The organism is Winogradskyella aquimaris, from assembly GCF_042676105.1.
In the GTDB taxonomy this organism is placed as follows: Bacteria; Bacteroidota; Bacteroidia; order Flavobacteriales; family Flavobacteriaceae; genus Winogradskyella; species Winogradskyella aquimaris.
The window spans coordinates 225,448-240,529 of the sequence record NZ_JBHTJQ010000010.1 but is presented as its reverse complement, the minus strand read 5'-3'; the positions used below and the strand labels follow the sequence as shown (position 1 = coordinate 240,529).

Sequence of the window (15,082 nt, the reverse complement as noted above, 5' to 3'; positions counted from 1 at the left end):
ATAACGGATTACCATTCCCAGCCAATTCCAGTTCTTAAAATGTAGTCCGTTTGACTTGCGTTTATAGCAGGCTGATTGTCATAGTTCAACGAAAACCCTATACGGATGAATAGATTCCAGGGCAAATCATACTTGGCATCAATTGTGGTATCAGCACGAAATCGACCTTTTTCGGTTAATCCGGAATAGCCAACAAAAACGAATGCCAAATTAAAATCTTCAACATCATACAAATTTAGTTCGGTGCCATAGAACACCTCCCAGGTATTACGGTTGGATTGAGAATTGGTGAAACGCTCTAAATTATTGTTTACCCCTGTAACTATGCCCCAATATGCCCTGTTAGTAGCGTATAAGTAATTTCCAATACCTAATTGGGAATTAGCTCGTAAATCTATTTTTTGCTCTGTATTAGAAAGGGTGTAAATACTGGCTACACCATACCAATCTTTAATTAAAATACGGCTATAGTTTAATAACCCATCCGTTCGCTTAACGGTTTCTGTATTACTCTGTGATGCACGTAATATATTATATGAAGCACTAAATGTGGATTTACTGGTTTTATATCCGACAGAACTTCTAAAAGAAAATTGGCGAACATCTTGGGCTTTGGTCAAATTAAAACCGACTTCCACAGCTGCACTAAAGCGATTTGAAAACCCATCCTTATACTGTTTTAAGTATACTATATCTTCTAAGGCACATATAATATAAGTGGAGTCGGCCTGGAATACTCTAATCGTTTTATCCGACTCCGTGGCAATTTGACCTTCATAGATCTGGTTTTTGATATTAATTAAAAATTTTGAAGTGGTATGAATGTAATCTATTTGTAGCCACTTAACCTTAAAATTCTCATCTCCATAGGCTGCGTCAATCTCAAGAATTCCTTTTTCCATCTTTTTAATTTCACCTACAATTCTATTTCCAGAATTAAAGACCAAGGTATCAGATTGGCCATATAACTGAACACCGGATAGACTTAGTATGAAAATAAAAATACTTATAGAAAAAATCCGCATCACTTCATTAGTCATTGCTATAAACCACCTTACCGTCTTTTATGGTTTTTGCAACTTTTATGTCTTTTAATGTTTCAGGCTCCGCTTTTAATGGGTTCTCTTCTAATATTACAAAATCAGCGAGCTTACCTTCCTTTAAAGACCCTTTTTGGTCCTCATCAAAATTTTCAAAGGCCGCATTAATTGTAATGGCCTTAAGTGCCTGATATGGTGTAGCACGTTCGGCCTCACCAACGATAACACCATTTCTAGATTTTCTATTAACAGCAGACCAAACAGTCATTAATGGATTTAATGGGGTTACGGTTGCATCAGAGTGATTTGTGTATTTAATACCTAACTTATCTGAGGTTGCTATTGGACTTAAAAAACTTGCGCGATCCATTCCCAAATTCTCAATATGAACATCTCCCCAAAAATAAGCGTGATTCGTAAAAAACGAAGGAAGTATCTTATACTCTACATACTTCTCAAGCTGATCTGGTCTTACAAATTGTGAATGAATAATCACTGTTCTTCGATCTTTATCTAAAGGCTGACCAAGTACTTCGCAAGCATTTTCATGAGCTGCTATAGCCATATCAATAGAGGCATCACCATTGCAATGAATAAACAATTGATTGTTATTTTCATAGCCAATAAGAAAAAGTTTGTTCATAGCCTCTTGAGTAATACTTGGTAATCCAACACAGTTTTCTTCACAACCATCTACTTGAGTCAAATATGGTTTGGTAAAGAATGCCGTTTTACCCTGGGGAGAACCATCACCAATGAGCTTAGTTCCTTGCACTTTGAAACCATCTTTATACATATTAAACGTAATGGTACTATCCTCTAAATTTTGCTCTAATTCTGAGTATCCAGCCAAGGCAATAAGATCAATCGTCATATTTCCTGATTCGGCTTGCTCTTGATAAAATTTAATTTTTCGCCTATTAATCAATCCATCCTGTGCGGTTGTGATCCCATTTTCTGCGTAATAATTTTGCGTAGCAACAAAGAATCCTGCTGCCTTGGTTTCAAGAATTTGAAGCATGTTGCCTACGAATGGGTACATCGCGGTTTCCTGTACCAATCCATTTGGTTCGTTCGAGTCTGGATAGCGTCCAATATTTCCTCCAGGTGGATTTTTACTTTCTGAGGTCACCTTCATCATTTTAAGTGCTATGCTATTAGCCACACCCATATGGCCACTGGTATGATCTAAATAAACCGGATTGTTGGGCAAAACTTCATCAATTTCTTTATTTGTAGGATGACGACCTTCCTCCAATAAATTTTCATCGTAACCCCAGGCAAATATCCACTCACCATCAGGAATATTCTTATCCATCTTGTATTGCTTAAGCATTTCCATAATTTGAGGAATATTTGTTACCTCACCAACAGGCGGCGGACTGATATTAAGTTGCCCCATGGTATTGGACACTTTCTCAAAATGACTGTGAGGATCTATAAAACCAGGCAATAACGTCTTTCCTTTTAAATCTACTTTAGTTGGATTTTTAAATTTATCTTCGGCATCTTTTAAATTACCGACGAAAACAATTTTTCCTTCTCGCTCAGCAACCGACTCAGCATAAACTGGGGAATTAGTTTCCATTGTAACAATATCACCATTGTAGTAAAGTGTCACATCTGAATTATCACTTTTAGTTGTTTCTTTACATGCCATGAGGAGTAATGACATCATTATAATTTTTAAAAATTGCTTTTTCATGTTTTTGCGTTTTATGTTATTTCATTTTTTATTTATTAGGAAAAGCTGTTATTTCAAATGCAGCAGAAGCGACCTCTAATTTACCATCTGAATTTCTTATTGTAGATAAAACCTGTTCATATATCCAATCTTTAGTTCCACCTCTTTTGTTATAATGTACTACATATCGTAAGGTCAAGGTTATCCAATTTTCGTCAAATCGCATAAACACAAAAGGATCTACACGAGCATTCTCAACCAAATATTTAGCAGTCATATTATCCCAATGTTCTTGAGCCACTTGTACAAAGTCACCTTGAGCTTCCATTAGTATATCCAAAAATTTCTCTTTGGCATATACATAATCACAGTGCGTTTTAATTGGGATATGAATTTCATCCCACAAAAATGGGAAATCTCCTGAGTAGTTATGAACAGGTGCTTTAAAAATAAAACTGTTGGCAACTTTAGTAATTCGTCCATTATAGCGATCTCCATTTATCCAATCCCCTGTTTCCATTAGTGATGTTCTTAGAAGTCCTATATCAATCACATCACCTTTAATACCGCCTAGCATCACACGGTCTCCAACTTTAAAAAAACTAGAAGAATGTAAAACTAAATAGCCAGCGAAACTAGCTATCACTTCTTGAAAGGCAAAGGCAACACCAGCACCAGCAACCCCTAGTACTACATTTAACGCTGATAATTGACTACTGAATACTACAAGTATAACAACAATTGCTGTAACATATCCAATTATATTTACAAGCTTTCGAGCACGATATTTAGAACTGGTATCGGCTATATGTTTTGGAATAATTCTTTTAATAAATTTGGAAATAATTACTATTCCTATTATCGCTATAACGACAGTAATAATATTGATACCTAAAGGTGTTTTAAAGAATTTAATTATCTCTTCCATAATATTATTCTGCTTTTCGGGTAAACCAATGTTTTAGTAATTAAACACAATATTTGCAAAACCTCCGGTCCATGTAGATACATCTGGTCTAATGCTTGTAATTCCTTTGCCAGCAAAAGACATACTGAATCCTACATTAAAGAAAATATTTTGATTGATTATTCTATTGTATTCAAGGAAAAAATCATCTGCTAGAGGTTTTTCGGTTACACCAGCAATTACTGTAGATCCCTCACCATCTGCAAAATCAACCCTAGCAGCCTGACCAAATTGAAGTGGACTACGAAGTTTATGAGCAGATATAGCATTATATCTAAACGTTAATATATCCTTAGGTGATGGCATAGTTCTTACGCTGAAACCGAAAGCTTTTACGTTAGAATTGATAAAAACCATCGATGATTTAGACCCAGTAGACCATGCGCTTGGAGATCCTTCATAGTACAAGGGATCAAAACGTTCTTGACCAGATGTTGAAGGGTCATCCCCAGAAAATATTTGATAAGACAACATTACTGTTGGTCTCCATTTCCATTTTTTAATATCATAACCAATTTGGGCACGTCCACCCCATGAATTAAGATCAATTCTACTGTTCCATTGGTATGCAAAATCGATAGTTGTAAAAACATCTTTAAGTTCATTTTTAAACGGATACGATTTTCCGTAGAAATTTAATGCATTTAAGTCTTCTCGGTCTCCAAAAGTTATTGTTATTGGTGCTGGACCGTTTGGAGTTGCTTGTGGATATGGAGCATTTGAACTTGTGACGTGGATATAACTTAACCCAATATATTTATTTGCGGACTTATATAAATTTACATCAAAACCTGCTAACTCATTGCGTGTATCATTTGAAGGTAATTCGTTAGGATCGATATAGAAACCCGTTATATTTAAATCTTTAGTTTTTAGTTTTCCTATAGCTGTCATTTCCCAAGCTTTACGAGGACCTAGTTTTAAAGCACCTCTTTCAAATCCACTTACACCACCATTTGCAATCAGCATACCTGTTCCAAGTTTTAATTCTTGTGAACCTAAAGAGAGGTCTAGGCTACTTGTTTCGTTTAGATTAAATTTGTAACCAAGGTGCGCTTCTTCAATTGTTGTTCTACCTGTATCACCTTCATCAAATGCATCTGTTCCGAGGGTAGAAGATGCAACAATAGACACTTTTCCGTAAAATTTAGATGTATTTGATTCGCTTGGAAGCCATGTAAACCCAACTCCTGGTTTTATATAAGATTCTAACCATTGTGTATCAGAATCAAAATCCAATTCAGGAACGTCTGCTAAATTCCAAAAGAGATTCGTTTCAGCGACAGCATTGGCTCCAAATTGTAGTGTGCCTTGTACTTTAAATTTTTCTGAATTATGAAGTGTTAAAAAATTAGTCTCTTGAGACCAAAGGCCTATAGAACTTACTATAAAACAGATGCGTAATAAGAGTTGTGGTTTCATTGTTATATGTTTATTAAGTTGTTTTGTGCTTTAGAATTAATCTCCTTTTATAAATGCCAAGACCTCTTCATCGTTTGTATTTTTTAGTATTAATATATTCTCCTCAAAATCATAGCCTTTCACTTGCTTTAAAGCGTTCATATAGCGCTCTGGAAATTCCATATCAGGACACATTTTTCGTGTACTTCCAATATTTTCAATAGTTATAGCTGTATTGGAAAGTTGGGTTATGGAACCGAAATACTCATTACAACCGTCATTGCCATAAATTTTCATGTCTTGCGTATTAACTTCAAGTCTTGGAACGGTTACCATTCTATTAATTGGATAACCTCCTACCCTAACTGCATTCCATATATCATGAATTCTGACCTCATTTTTGGTTTTGTTAAGTTTTCTATATTGAAGCATCTCCTTTCCATCAACATCTTTAAAATTTAAGTTCGCCCCATTAACTTCATATACTTTTACCTTCTTAAGAAGATTCATATATTCATCTTCATAATTGGCTTCAGGACAGAGTTTTAATGTTTTTGCCATTTCACTCATACTGATCTTATTAAGACCTAGCTCTGTAATACTTCCCGTATAACTATTACAGCCAGAATTACCGCTTAAGCGCATTTCTAAAAGGTCAATAACTAAGGTAGGTATCGTCATACTATCAATAAGAGCCTCACCATTCATCTTTTCAAGTTGCCATTCAGATTGTAATGCAATACGGTTATCTGGTTTTTTTTCTAATAATTTTACTAGTTGATAGCTAAAACTGGATTTATCAGCTGCCATGTCTTCATCATTTAATTTTTGTTCCTTAACCTCAACTTTTTGTAATTGACCTTCTTCAAATTCAAATCCTTCAATGTTTGTATAAAATAATTCCCATTTCTGATTGTCTAGGGATTCTTGTTTTGAAACTATAAGACAAGTCGATTTTCCAGCGCCCATATCACAATTTGTTTTATAGCCACTAACCCAAATTACCGAGGTTTCTTTTTTGTTGGAATTACAGGACATTACCAATGCTATTACACTAAAGACAATTACAATTTTTTTCATGACTCCTTGTTTGTTTTACGTTTACCTGTTAGATACCCAAGATAGAAGGGTAATCCTAAGACAACTATGAATAATAAAATGAAATAGATTATAGATTTACGTATCGTTTTACCCAAGCCATCAAAGGCATTTTCAATGCCGGTATTCACCAAGTCATCTGCCTTCATGGTTAGGGCTATCCGCTCTCTTTCAATAATAGAATCTAAGGCAATACGCTCTCGTTCTAACATTGTATCTACAGATTGTACATCTGATGCTAAGCTCTGCATGGCAGCTCCGATTTCATAATTTAGATTTCTAAATAACGGACTAATTTTATTCCTAAATTCTTTTATGGCTTCCTCTATGGTTTCTGGCGAATTTTCGGCAACAACAACTAAGCGATCAAATTGTGCTTCAATCTCAGCAAGTTTTGCTTCAAACGCAAAAGAATCTATTCCCTTCTCCTTTAGCATTAACTCTGTCTTCCAGTTAAACCTTTTGCCTGAAGCATTTGAATAATAGCCAATACGATTGCTGGCATCTGCTACTACTTCTGAAAGTGTACCTACGGTTTGCACGGCGGTACTATCTGGTATATTTTTAAATTTTAGATAAGAATCCCTTACGGATTGGTGTTTGAATTCCTTTTGCATGAACAAAGGTGTATTCGCTGCATGTTCCCTTACAAACTCTTTTACTTCATTGTATTCACCTCTAGGAAGGACATTTAAAGCTATATTGTCAATGTCTTCGAGGTTTTGATTAATGGCCTCTAGTGCCAAAGATTTATGTGAACCGAAAATGTTATCTAATTCAGGCAAACTAAGTGATTGTTTCGCTTCTAGAAAATAAGCCCAAGTATCCATTAAGGCAATCTTTGGCTCTGTTTGAAAACTTACTTTACCTAACTCTTCCGAGGTTTGAATCTTCCAGTAAAGCGTATTGATTTGAACATTCTTTTTATCTGGATATAAACGAGAAATACTATCTGCAGCCAATTCAACACGATCCATTGCTGTCTTTGCAAAGTTTTGAGTAAGCAACCTTGTATTGAGTTCTCTGACACCTAATGGTTTTTGTTCACTTTCTATTTTAACAAGAGAGCATGAGGAAAATGTAATCGCAACAACACTAGTCAGAATATAAAAAACAGTTTTTAAGAAATTAGCTCTAAATTTATCTAGCATAGTATTTAAAAATTTTAATTTTTAGACTTTTTCTGTTTTGTGATTGATTTTAATTGTGTCATTTTTTTTATCAATTCAGGTTTATTGAAAAAATTTAATGCCCCTACCACAAGAACCAAAAGCGATATTCCCATAAGTTCAACACCTCCTATATGTTCAAAATCAAGTACGAAAAGATGTCTCACTATGGCGATCATAGCGATTTCATATATAATAACAAGATATTTAGAATGTGCCTCAGACTTGATGAAAACAAAAAATGATTGTATTAATTCAATAATTATGGTTAATAATAATATACCTGCGATAAATCCTTGCACATGATTGACAAATAATCCGTCGGTATTAACACGCTGTGTAGAAAAATCAAAAACCTCCCTACTATTTACTAATGTTCTACCAATGAGTACAACAAGCTCAAGCGTTGAAAACAATAGAATTACAAAAAGTATAACTATTATAAACCAATAAAACATTTTAATCATTCTTTCGATTGCGCTCATATGAAGTCTAGTTTGTTTTTTAATACATTAATTCAAAATTATTGACCCAAAGTTCACTACCAATAGCGCCGGTAAAAAAATCACCTAAAGCACTAGATGAAAATACTACCGTGATATGCGTTGGTGTATCTGAGGATTGTCCCCATGACTCTCCTTCCCTTATGTTTGCATATTCAAACTGAGGATCAGATGGGCTTAGTTCACCATATGTAATAGGAATTTCTAAAGTACTCCAATCCTGGACCAAAGCATCACTACGAAACCAACCCGTTCCTATACGCTGTACAACATCACCTTCTCTTTTTTCTAATAATACATAAATATCACATTGGTCGCTTCCTGACAAAGGATTACCATCTGCATCTTCATAAGATTCACCAGGGAGATACCTATAATCTACCCTAAATGCATCTGGCCGTCCGCTAAAGGGAGTACCAAAATCTATATTTGACCTAGGGTCGGTTGGACTAGGAAATCCTTGAGTAAATGTGCCAGTAAATAATGTTGCTGCAGCCATCCTAACCAATAAAGGTGCCGGCTCACTCGTCAGTTTTGCAGCGAAATCTCCATTACCTAGATCTACAGGATTGGTATTGGCCTCTCCTACAAGTGCCAAAGCTCTGTTGGCTGTTCCCCAGACCGTGTTATCAGCACTTTCACCAGGCTGTTGATAATTACCAACTGTATACCATTGATCAAAGTTACTATTAGGTAACTGTGGATTGGGCAATGCAGGAATTGCTGTCACGGTCCAAATCGCTATTTCGTTGTTCTCTGCCCTAACTTCATACACGACCGGTTCATTAAAATTTTGAGGACTAGTCATAGAGGGCGATATCGTCGCCAAATTTGAAATCTCAATATTAGAAGGCACCACATCAGACAATTCTGCCTCTTCACTCATCGGAATAATAATACTTTTTTCTTCTCTATTAATAGCGGTAAGTCCGGCTTGCCCTGGTAATTGAAAAGTCTTAATATCATTGAACGGTGAACGATCAAATTCATCATCACTTATACAGCCAGAAGACAATAAACCTATTATTACAGCAATTACTATTTGAACTTTATATGTTTTCATACCTTTTTTTTACAATTTAAATTGAACTTAAAAATAATACGCTACCCCTAAGTTTAATTCTAACAAATTTAATTTGAGATCAATTTTTGTTTCTGATATTCGTTGTCGGTTGGCCTCATCATTATTGGTCACTAATTCTTCTGCCCTGGTAGAAAATCCGGCAACATTGACTCGAGTTTCAAAAGCCCAATTTTTATTAAAAAACAGTGCTACACCAGGACTTACTCCAAGTTCAAACTCAAAAAAATCACTCTCAATCTTATCTACATTATCTACTGCATAAATACGCTGAAGGGATTCACCAAAGGTAAAACCTAATTCGGTCTGTACTAAAATTTGCAACTTTCCTTTACCTATAGGAATATAATTTCGCATGTTAGGTGAAATAGATAAGCCACGCTGTAATCGCTTCGAATTAAGCTCTGCATCATTCTCATCGGTATATCTAATATCTTCCTTTGATTCACCATATCCGAGTGAAAGACCTAATGTAAAGTTATCTTTTATAGCATAACCAGCATTACCAACGATTCTATAGATATAACGGTCTTGGTCCAAAACTTGACGAAATAATTGGTCTTCATTCTCAGCATTTCTGCTATTTAAAGAAAAAGTCAAAGATGTGTAATACCGTCCTTTTGATATGCTGTATAATTCTTCTGGATCATCAGCCTGCTGAGGAAAAATCCACCCTACAAAAGCTAGCAAGAATACAATAAGAGCTATTTGTTTTTTCATATCAAAAGTTTTTTGTGATTCCAAACTGTACTAAAAGGCCACGATTGTCAATAGTCGCCTGACGTGTTGGTACTTCTACAAGACCCGTAATATTAAAGCCGCCGCCTACTGATTTTCCAATGATTGGTGATAAAACAAAATCAAAAGTCTTACTTTCAAAATTATTGATGATACGTGGTTCAAAAACATAAAACCAACCCGAACTAGTAAATTTTGCCAAAAACGTCCTCAATGTAAAAACACTTAGATCAGGATAGCTCTGAACTTTGGCTAAATCAAATAAATACTGAGGTTGTATAGCAAAGAATAAACTTTGATTTATGGTATATGAATAGGTTAAAGATGGGTTTACAGAAAAATACTGGCTACCAAAACCTTCTGCTCCTATTGGTAAAGTAAATTCGGCAGCTCCAGCCAGAGCATGTTTGCCTTTCACATAGAAGGCATTTAAAATGGTAAATCGTAAATCGCCTACCTTTGTGGTAAAATTCCCTTCAACGGTATAATTGTTCGTAATAAGCTCTGGTTTCAAACTAAAACTCCAGCGATTTACTCCTGCTGTATAATTTATACGGTTATTAATCTGCATACGATCATTCGCTTGGTCATAGTACCAGACTGAATAGGCTATTTTAGTTACTACACGTGTTGGATCGACACCAGATTGGGTTCGTAAGGTTTCTAAGCTAGTAGAGTCCTGTTCTTGTTGCCCTATACAAATACAGCAAACCAACCAAAGTGAAACAGTACAGGCAATTTTGTTGAAACGAAACATTAAAAATGGTGTTAGTGTAGTTAAAGCTTTCTTAAGCATTTGGACCTCATTGTCCTTTTAAATTTAGTTATATTACTGTAATCCAACAAAAAAATAAAAAAATATTTTTTTATTTTTTTAATCAAAGCATCGATGATTTTTAAGACTACTTCTAAAAATATGTGTTATATTGTTATTGAATTCATCTCAATATGACATCATTCAGTAAGGGAGAAAAGACTAAAAATTCCATTATCAAACGCATTAATAAACTGTTTAATGAAAAGGAAATGCTATTAACATGGGATGAAATGGCCATAGAGCTCAATTTAAGTAGGAGCAGAATAACAAATTATTTTCCTAAGAAAGAGCTTCTTATACTTGCCATCTATTATGAGTTCGAGAAAACCTTAAAAAAATTTCTAGAGAACCACCATCAAAATGCAGAAACTAATAGTTTAGAACATCTCAAGGACTATTATTCGGATGTTATGGCTTTATTATTTGAATATCGCTTTTCCATATCCTATGTATTGGTAAATCCCATGAATGACAAGGAGCTAAGGTCGCATATCAACAGTACCTACAGTGCCAATAAAGTACGGTTATATGAACGTGTAACCAAATTATGCCAGATGGGAATTCTTGATGAAAGGCTTTTGTTGGATGATCACTTTGATCCCTTCACCTTTCAACACACTAATCTTTTGACGACATGGGTCATTAGCTACAGACTGTATGATGGCAGTCAAGATTTTTCAGAAATGAAACCTATTTACCTAAAGGGTATTCTTAATTGTTATTTACCTTATTTAACCAAAAAAGGCCAATCACAGTTTGAAGGATTAATTTTTTAATGAACATATAAAATCATTAAAAACTACTTAAGGGCCTAATCAATTAGCACATCCTTCCGCTTTCTTTTTACATATTTCACGAGTTCATACCATATCACGGAAATGAAACCAATAGCAATACTAATGAGTATTGGATTTGGTTTCAAAATTTCGAACTGAAAAAATTGATTTAATGGAGCGACAAAAAGTAACAACACCGTTATTAAAACAGTAGTACCTATTACTAATGGCACTAAGTTATTCTTGTATTTTAAGGTGGTTAATACCGAATAATAAAACGAACGATTAACAAAGGTTAAAAATACATTTGCTGACATAAGTACTATAAATACCATGGTACGCGTCGTTGCTTCATTATATCCCTCAGAAACTGCAATTTGATATACCGAAAGTACGCCAAACGTTATCACTATCCCTTGAATGACACTAGTAGTCAACTCTTTCCAATTAAAAAAAACAGATGTTAAAGGACGAGGCTTTTTCTGCATGGTAAATTTTTCAATCGGTTCATTTTCATAAACAATAGAGCAAGTTGGACCCATAATGAGCTCTAATAAGATTATGTGAACAGGAGATAGTATATTCGGATAGATCCATCCCAATACCAATGGCATGAAAACCGTGAGTATTATTGGAATATGAATCGATATAATATACTGAATGGCTTTCTTTAAATTGGCATATATTTTTCTGCCCATAGCAACGGCGTCAACCATTTTAGATAAATCGTCATCTACTAAAATAAGAGAAGCCGCATCCTTGGCTATCTCAGTACCTTTATTACCCATAGCAATTCCTATATGGGCCGTTTTTAGTGCCGGACCATCGTTTACTCCATCACCTACCATTGCAACAACCTCACCACTAGCCTTTAAAGCATCAACGATTTTAAGTTTAGCATCCGGAAACATGCGTGTAAAGATTTGATAGTGCGAAACTTTGCTTTTAAATTCTGAATCGGCTAATTTCATTAAATCATCTCCTGAAATACTACGTTCAAAATCACTTAAACCGATTTGTTTTGCTATAGCCTTGGTGGTAACGGCATTGTCGCCTGTGATTATTTTAATTTTAATCCCAGCAGTATTGAAATCTTTCAAAACTTTTATAATATTAAGCTTTGGTGGATCATAGAACGCCACTAAACCCATAAATTTAAAATGAAAATTTTGTTGTTTCTTAGGAAACTTATCACCCTCATAAGTACTTTGAGCCACCCCTAAGATACGATAGCCATTGGCAGCCAAACTATGAATGGCCTTTTCAATTTCACCTCTAAAATTGTCACTAAGGCCACACACCTCTAAAATTGCCTCTGGTGCCCCTTTAGCAGCAATAATCCTATGGCCGGAGGCGTCCTGAAAAATATGGGTCATCATAGGAGGCTGACCTCCTAACGGATATTCATGATACATCTTGTAAATTGGTCTTTCGTCATCACCGAAGACGTTTTTATAGTGATCATGAAGCTCCTTCTCCATTGGGTCAAATGGAATGGGCTCACTAGCCCACATAGCAATTCTGATCAGTTCTTTTACATCGCTTGTTAAGTCCTCATCCAAGGAACTTATTTTTTGACTTTTAGCGCTGTAGAGTCTTACCAAACTCATTTTATTTTCGGTGATTGTACCTGTTTTATCTGTACAGATAATTGTTGCGCTTCCTAAGGTTTCTACCGTTTTCATTTGCTTAACAACCACACCCATTTTCATGAGACGCCATGCACCCATGGCCATAAAGGTCGTAAATGCTACAGGAATTTCTTCTGGCAAAATACTCATAGCCAAAGTCAGTGCCCTAAGTAAACTTTCGAGCACATTATAGGATTTGAAATAATTTATGACCCAGACAATAATAAAGATGAAAACACCAGCAACAACCATTTTCTTAACAAAATTGTTGATTTGCAATTCTAAAGGTGTTTGTTCATCTGCTACCTCTTCAAGGCTTTTGCCTATTTTTCCTAATTTGGTATCGTTACCTATGTGGGTCACAGTAGCAATGGCCAATCCACTAGCAATCATGGTTCCCATAAATATGGTGTTGTTGCCCTCGGTCTGATTTTTATAAACGGAAAAGGATTCACCAGTTAATATAGACTCATTAACCGAAAAATCATTGGAATGGATCACGGTACCATCCGCTGGAATGGTATGCCCTTCTTCAACCATCATACAATCACCAACCACGAGATTATGACTCTTAATTTCCTTTACTGCTCCATCCCGAATAACTTTACAATTAGGTTGCGTGTAAACTTTTAGTTTGTCCAAAGCATTGCGACTTCTAGAGTCTTGATAGAATGAAATAGCTGAAACCAATACAATCGCTAAGGCCAGAAAGATACCATCCCCAATATTTCCGGTTATGAAATATATTGAAGACGTTACCAAAAGCAGGATTACCATTGGTTCCTTGAAAATGTTCTTAACGACATAAATAAAACCACTGTCCTTCCTAAAATCCAGACTGTTTTGACCATATTTTTTTCTAGCCTCAATAACCTGGTTTTCCGTAAGCCCCTTAATATTGAAATTGTTCTCCAATTTTTTCAGTAAATTACTACTAGTACTATTTTGCCATATTGATTCTATTAAATGTAATTAAAAAATATATAGGGCATCCATCTTTTCGACTTTTAGATAGAACAATTTTAATATCCTAATCTATAATGCTAGCCAGTACATATCTCGTCCTCGTGTCGTTGTATTTCACTATCTTTCGGTTGTGATGAACATTCCCCACATATTTTAGCGATGCCATGTCCAAAACCCATGAACTTGATTTAAAATGACTATTAACAAAACTGTTCTTAGCATTATTGCAATAGGTACAATTATCCTTTTGCCACATGCAGAACTCATTCCATTTTTCGGATATAGCATTCCAATTCTACTGTTTATTCGGTTTGTTTTAAAATATACCAATGAGTCTTTTTCTGACATCGGCTTCAGCTTTAAGCCATTTAAACCAAATACTATTTTATTTGGTGGCCTTATCGCTATTCTAACCTTAGCGTTCATGCAGTTGATCTTTCATCCCGTCTTGGATTATTTTGTGTCTTTAGACTATAACGATTCTGGACTTAATGACACAATCCAAAGTGAAAAGTTGCAATTTTTTATCATGGTCATTATGGGTTGGCTCATTGGTGGCTTTTATGAAGAAATTGTTTTTCATGGATTTATCTTTACACGTTTAGAGAAGATTATTAAAGGCAAGTATTCCACCTCCATAAGTGCTTTCGCGACCATTATCATTTTTGGCTTTTATCATATTCAGCTCGGTGCTTTAGGCCTCATTAATGCGCTAGTTGTAGGAGCTGTATATCTCGCTCTATTCCTATATTATAAAAGAAACCTATGGTATTCCATTTTTTGTCATGGCTTTTATAACACCATGGTCATGACATTGATTTATTATGATTACTTATAAACAAAAGACGAATTACAATACCTAGTGTTTAATCATTCAGCTAAATTTAAATTAAAGTAATTTTGAGACTATATGAGAGAATCAAAAAAATTTCCAGACTCACTAATTGTTCTCTTTTTTTGTGGTCCTTTCTATCTCTTATTGATTAAGTTGAATGGAACATATAACCATCATAACCCAGGAATAAAAAGGAGTTCAGACAATAAATTGGGTCGAAAATTGATTCTGATGGGTTTGGGAACAATTTTTTATATCGTTCTAATTATAGTGCTGACCAAATATGATTTATAATTAGTATTTTATTATCTTAGACTTTAGCGGAAGACATCCTATAGATTTTTCCGAGACAAAATCAATCTATTCCTGAAAATTA

General features: G+C 35.0%; 13 protein-coding genes. 2 read left to right on the top strand and 11 right to left on the bottom strand.

The window, feature by feature from the left end; genetic code table 11:
• Positions 1–8: 8 nt before the first annotated feature.
• The 10 genes from ACFQ1K_RS08810 to ACFQ1K_RS08765 are packed head-to-tail and all read right to left on the bottom strand — an operon-like array spanning position 9 to position 10,438.
• Positions 9–1,040, bottom strand: coding sequence for a DUF481 domain-containing protein (locus ACFQ1K_RS08810; RefSeq protein ID WP_320555210.1), 1,032 nt, complete (start codon positions 1,038–1,040; stop codon positions 9–11).
• Positions 1,033–2,745, bottom strand: a complete 1,713-nt coding sequence (locus tag ACFQ1K_RS08805) for an amidohydrolase (protein ID WP_320555209.1) — start codon at positions 2,743–2,745, stop codon at positions 1,033–1,035. Before ACFQ1K_RS08805 ends, ACFQ1K_RS08810 begins: the two co-directional genes overlap by 8 nt.
• Before the next feature lie 28 nt (positions 2,746–2,773).
• Positions 2,774–3,652, bottom strand: coding sequence for a mechanosensitive ion channel family protein (locus ACFQ1K_RS08800; RefSeq protein ID WP_320555208.1), 879 nt, complete (start codon positions 3,650–3,652; stop codon positions 2,774–2,776).
• A 33-nt stretch (positions 3,653–3,685) separates the two neighbouring features.
• The gene (locus ACFQ1K_RS08795; RefSeq protein WP_320555207.1) at positions 3,686–5,113 is read right to left on the bottom strand and encodes a hypothetical protein; all 1,428 of its coding nucleotides are present in this window, start codon (positions 5,111–5,113) and stop codon (positions 3,686–3,688) included.
• Between the two features lie 36 nt (positions 5,114–5,149).
• Positions 5,150–6,172 (bottom strand): META domain-containing protein, encoded by a 1,023-nt coding sequence (locus ACFQ1K_RS08790; RefSeq protein WP_320555205.1) that lies wholly within the window; start codon positions 6,170–6,172, stop codon positions 5,150–5,152.
• Positions 6,169–7,341, bottom strand: a complete 1,173-nt coding sequence (locus ACFQ1K_RS08785; protein WP_320555204.1) for a hypothetical protein — start codon at positions 7,339–7,341, stop codon at positions 6,169–6,171. Before ACFQ1K_RS08785 ends, ACFQ1K_RS08790 begins: the two co-directional genes overlap by 4 nt.
• Before the next feature lie 14 nt (positions 7,342–7,355).
• Entirely contained in the window at positions 7,356–7,844 is a 489-nt protein-coding gene (locus ACFQ1K_RS08780; RefSeq protein ID WP_320555203.1) for a phosphate-starvation-inducible PsiE family protein, read from the bottom strand.
• Between the two features lie 19 nt (positions 7,845–7,863).
• A complete protein-coding gene (locus ACFQ1K_RS08775) occupies positions 7,864–8,925 on the bottom strand; it encodes a PCMD domain-containing protein (RefSeq protein WP_320555202.1) in 1,062 nt (353 codons plus the stop codon).
• A gap of 27 nt (positions 8,926–8,952) precedes the next feature.
• Complete coding sequence (locus tag ACFQ1K_RS08770) at positions 8,953–9,663, bottom strand: outer membrane beta-barrel protein (protein WP_320555201.1); 711 nt, start codon at positions 9,661–9,663, stop codon at positions 8,953–8,955.
• 1 nt (position 9,664) lies between these two features.
• Positions 9,665–10,438 carry a hypothetical protein gene (locus ACFQ1K_RS08765; RefSeq protein ID WP_320555200.1) on the bottom strand — a complete coding sequence of 258 codons (774 nt, stop codon included), beginning with the start codon at positions 10,436–10,438 and terminating at the stop codon, positions 9,665–9,667.
• 191 nt (positions 10,439–10,629) lie between these two features.
• Between ACFQ1K_RS08765 and ACFQ1K_RS08760 the strand changes: the two genes are divergently transcribed.
• A complete protein-coding gene (locus ACFQ1K_RS08760) occupies positions 10,630–11,274 on the top strand; it encodes a TetR/AcrR family transcriptional regulator (protein ID WP_320555199.1) in 645 nt (214 codons plus the stop codon).
• 35 nt (positions 11,275–11,309) lie between these two features.
• Here ACFQ1K_RS08760 and ACFQ1K_RS08755 read toward each other — a convergent pair whose 3' ends face one another.
• The gene (locus ACFQ1K_RS08755; RefSeq protein WP_320555303.1) at positions 11,310–13,859 is read right to left on the bottom strand and encodes a cation-translocating P-type ATPase; all 2,550 of its coding nucleotides are present in this window, start codon (positions 13,857–13,859) and stop codon (positions 11,310–11,312) included.
• Positions 13,860–14,064: 205 nt separating this feature from the next.
• Between ACFQ1K_RS08755 and ACFQ1K_RS08750 the strand changes: the two genes are divergently transcribed.
• On the top strand, positions 14,065–14,709 hold the full coding sequence (locus tag ACFQ1K_RS08750; RefSeq protein WP_320555197.1) for a CPBP family intramembrane glutamic endopeptidase: 645 nt from the start codon (positions 14,065–14,067) through the stop codon (positions 14,707–14,709).
• The last annotated feature ends 373 nt before the right edge of the window (positions 14,710–15,082 follow it).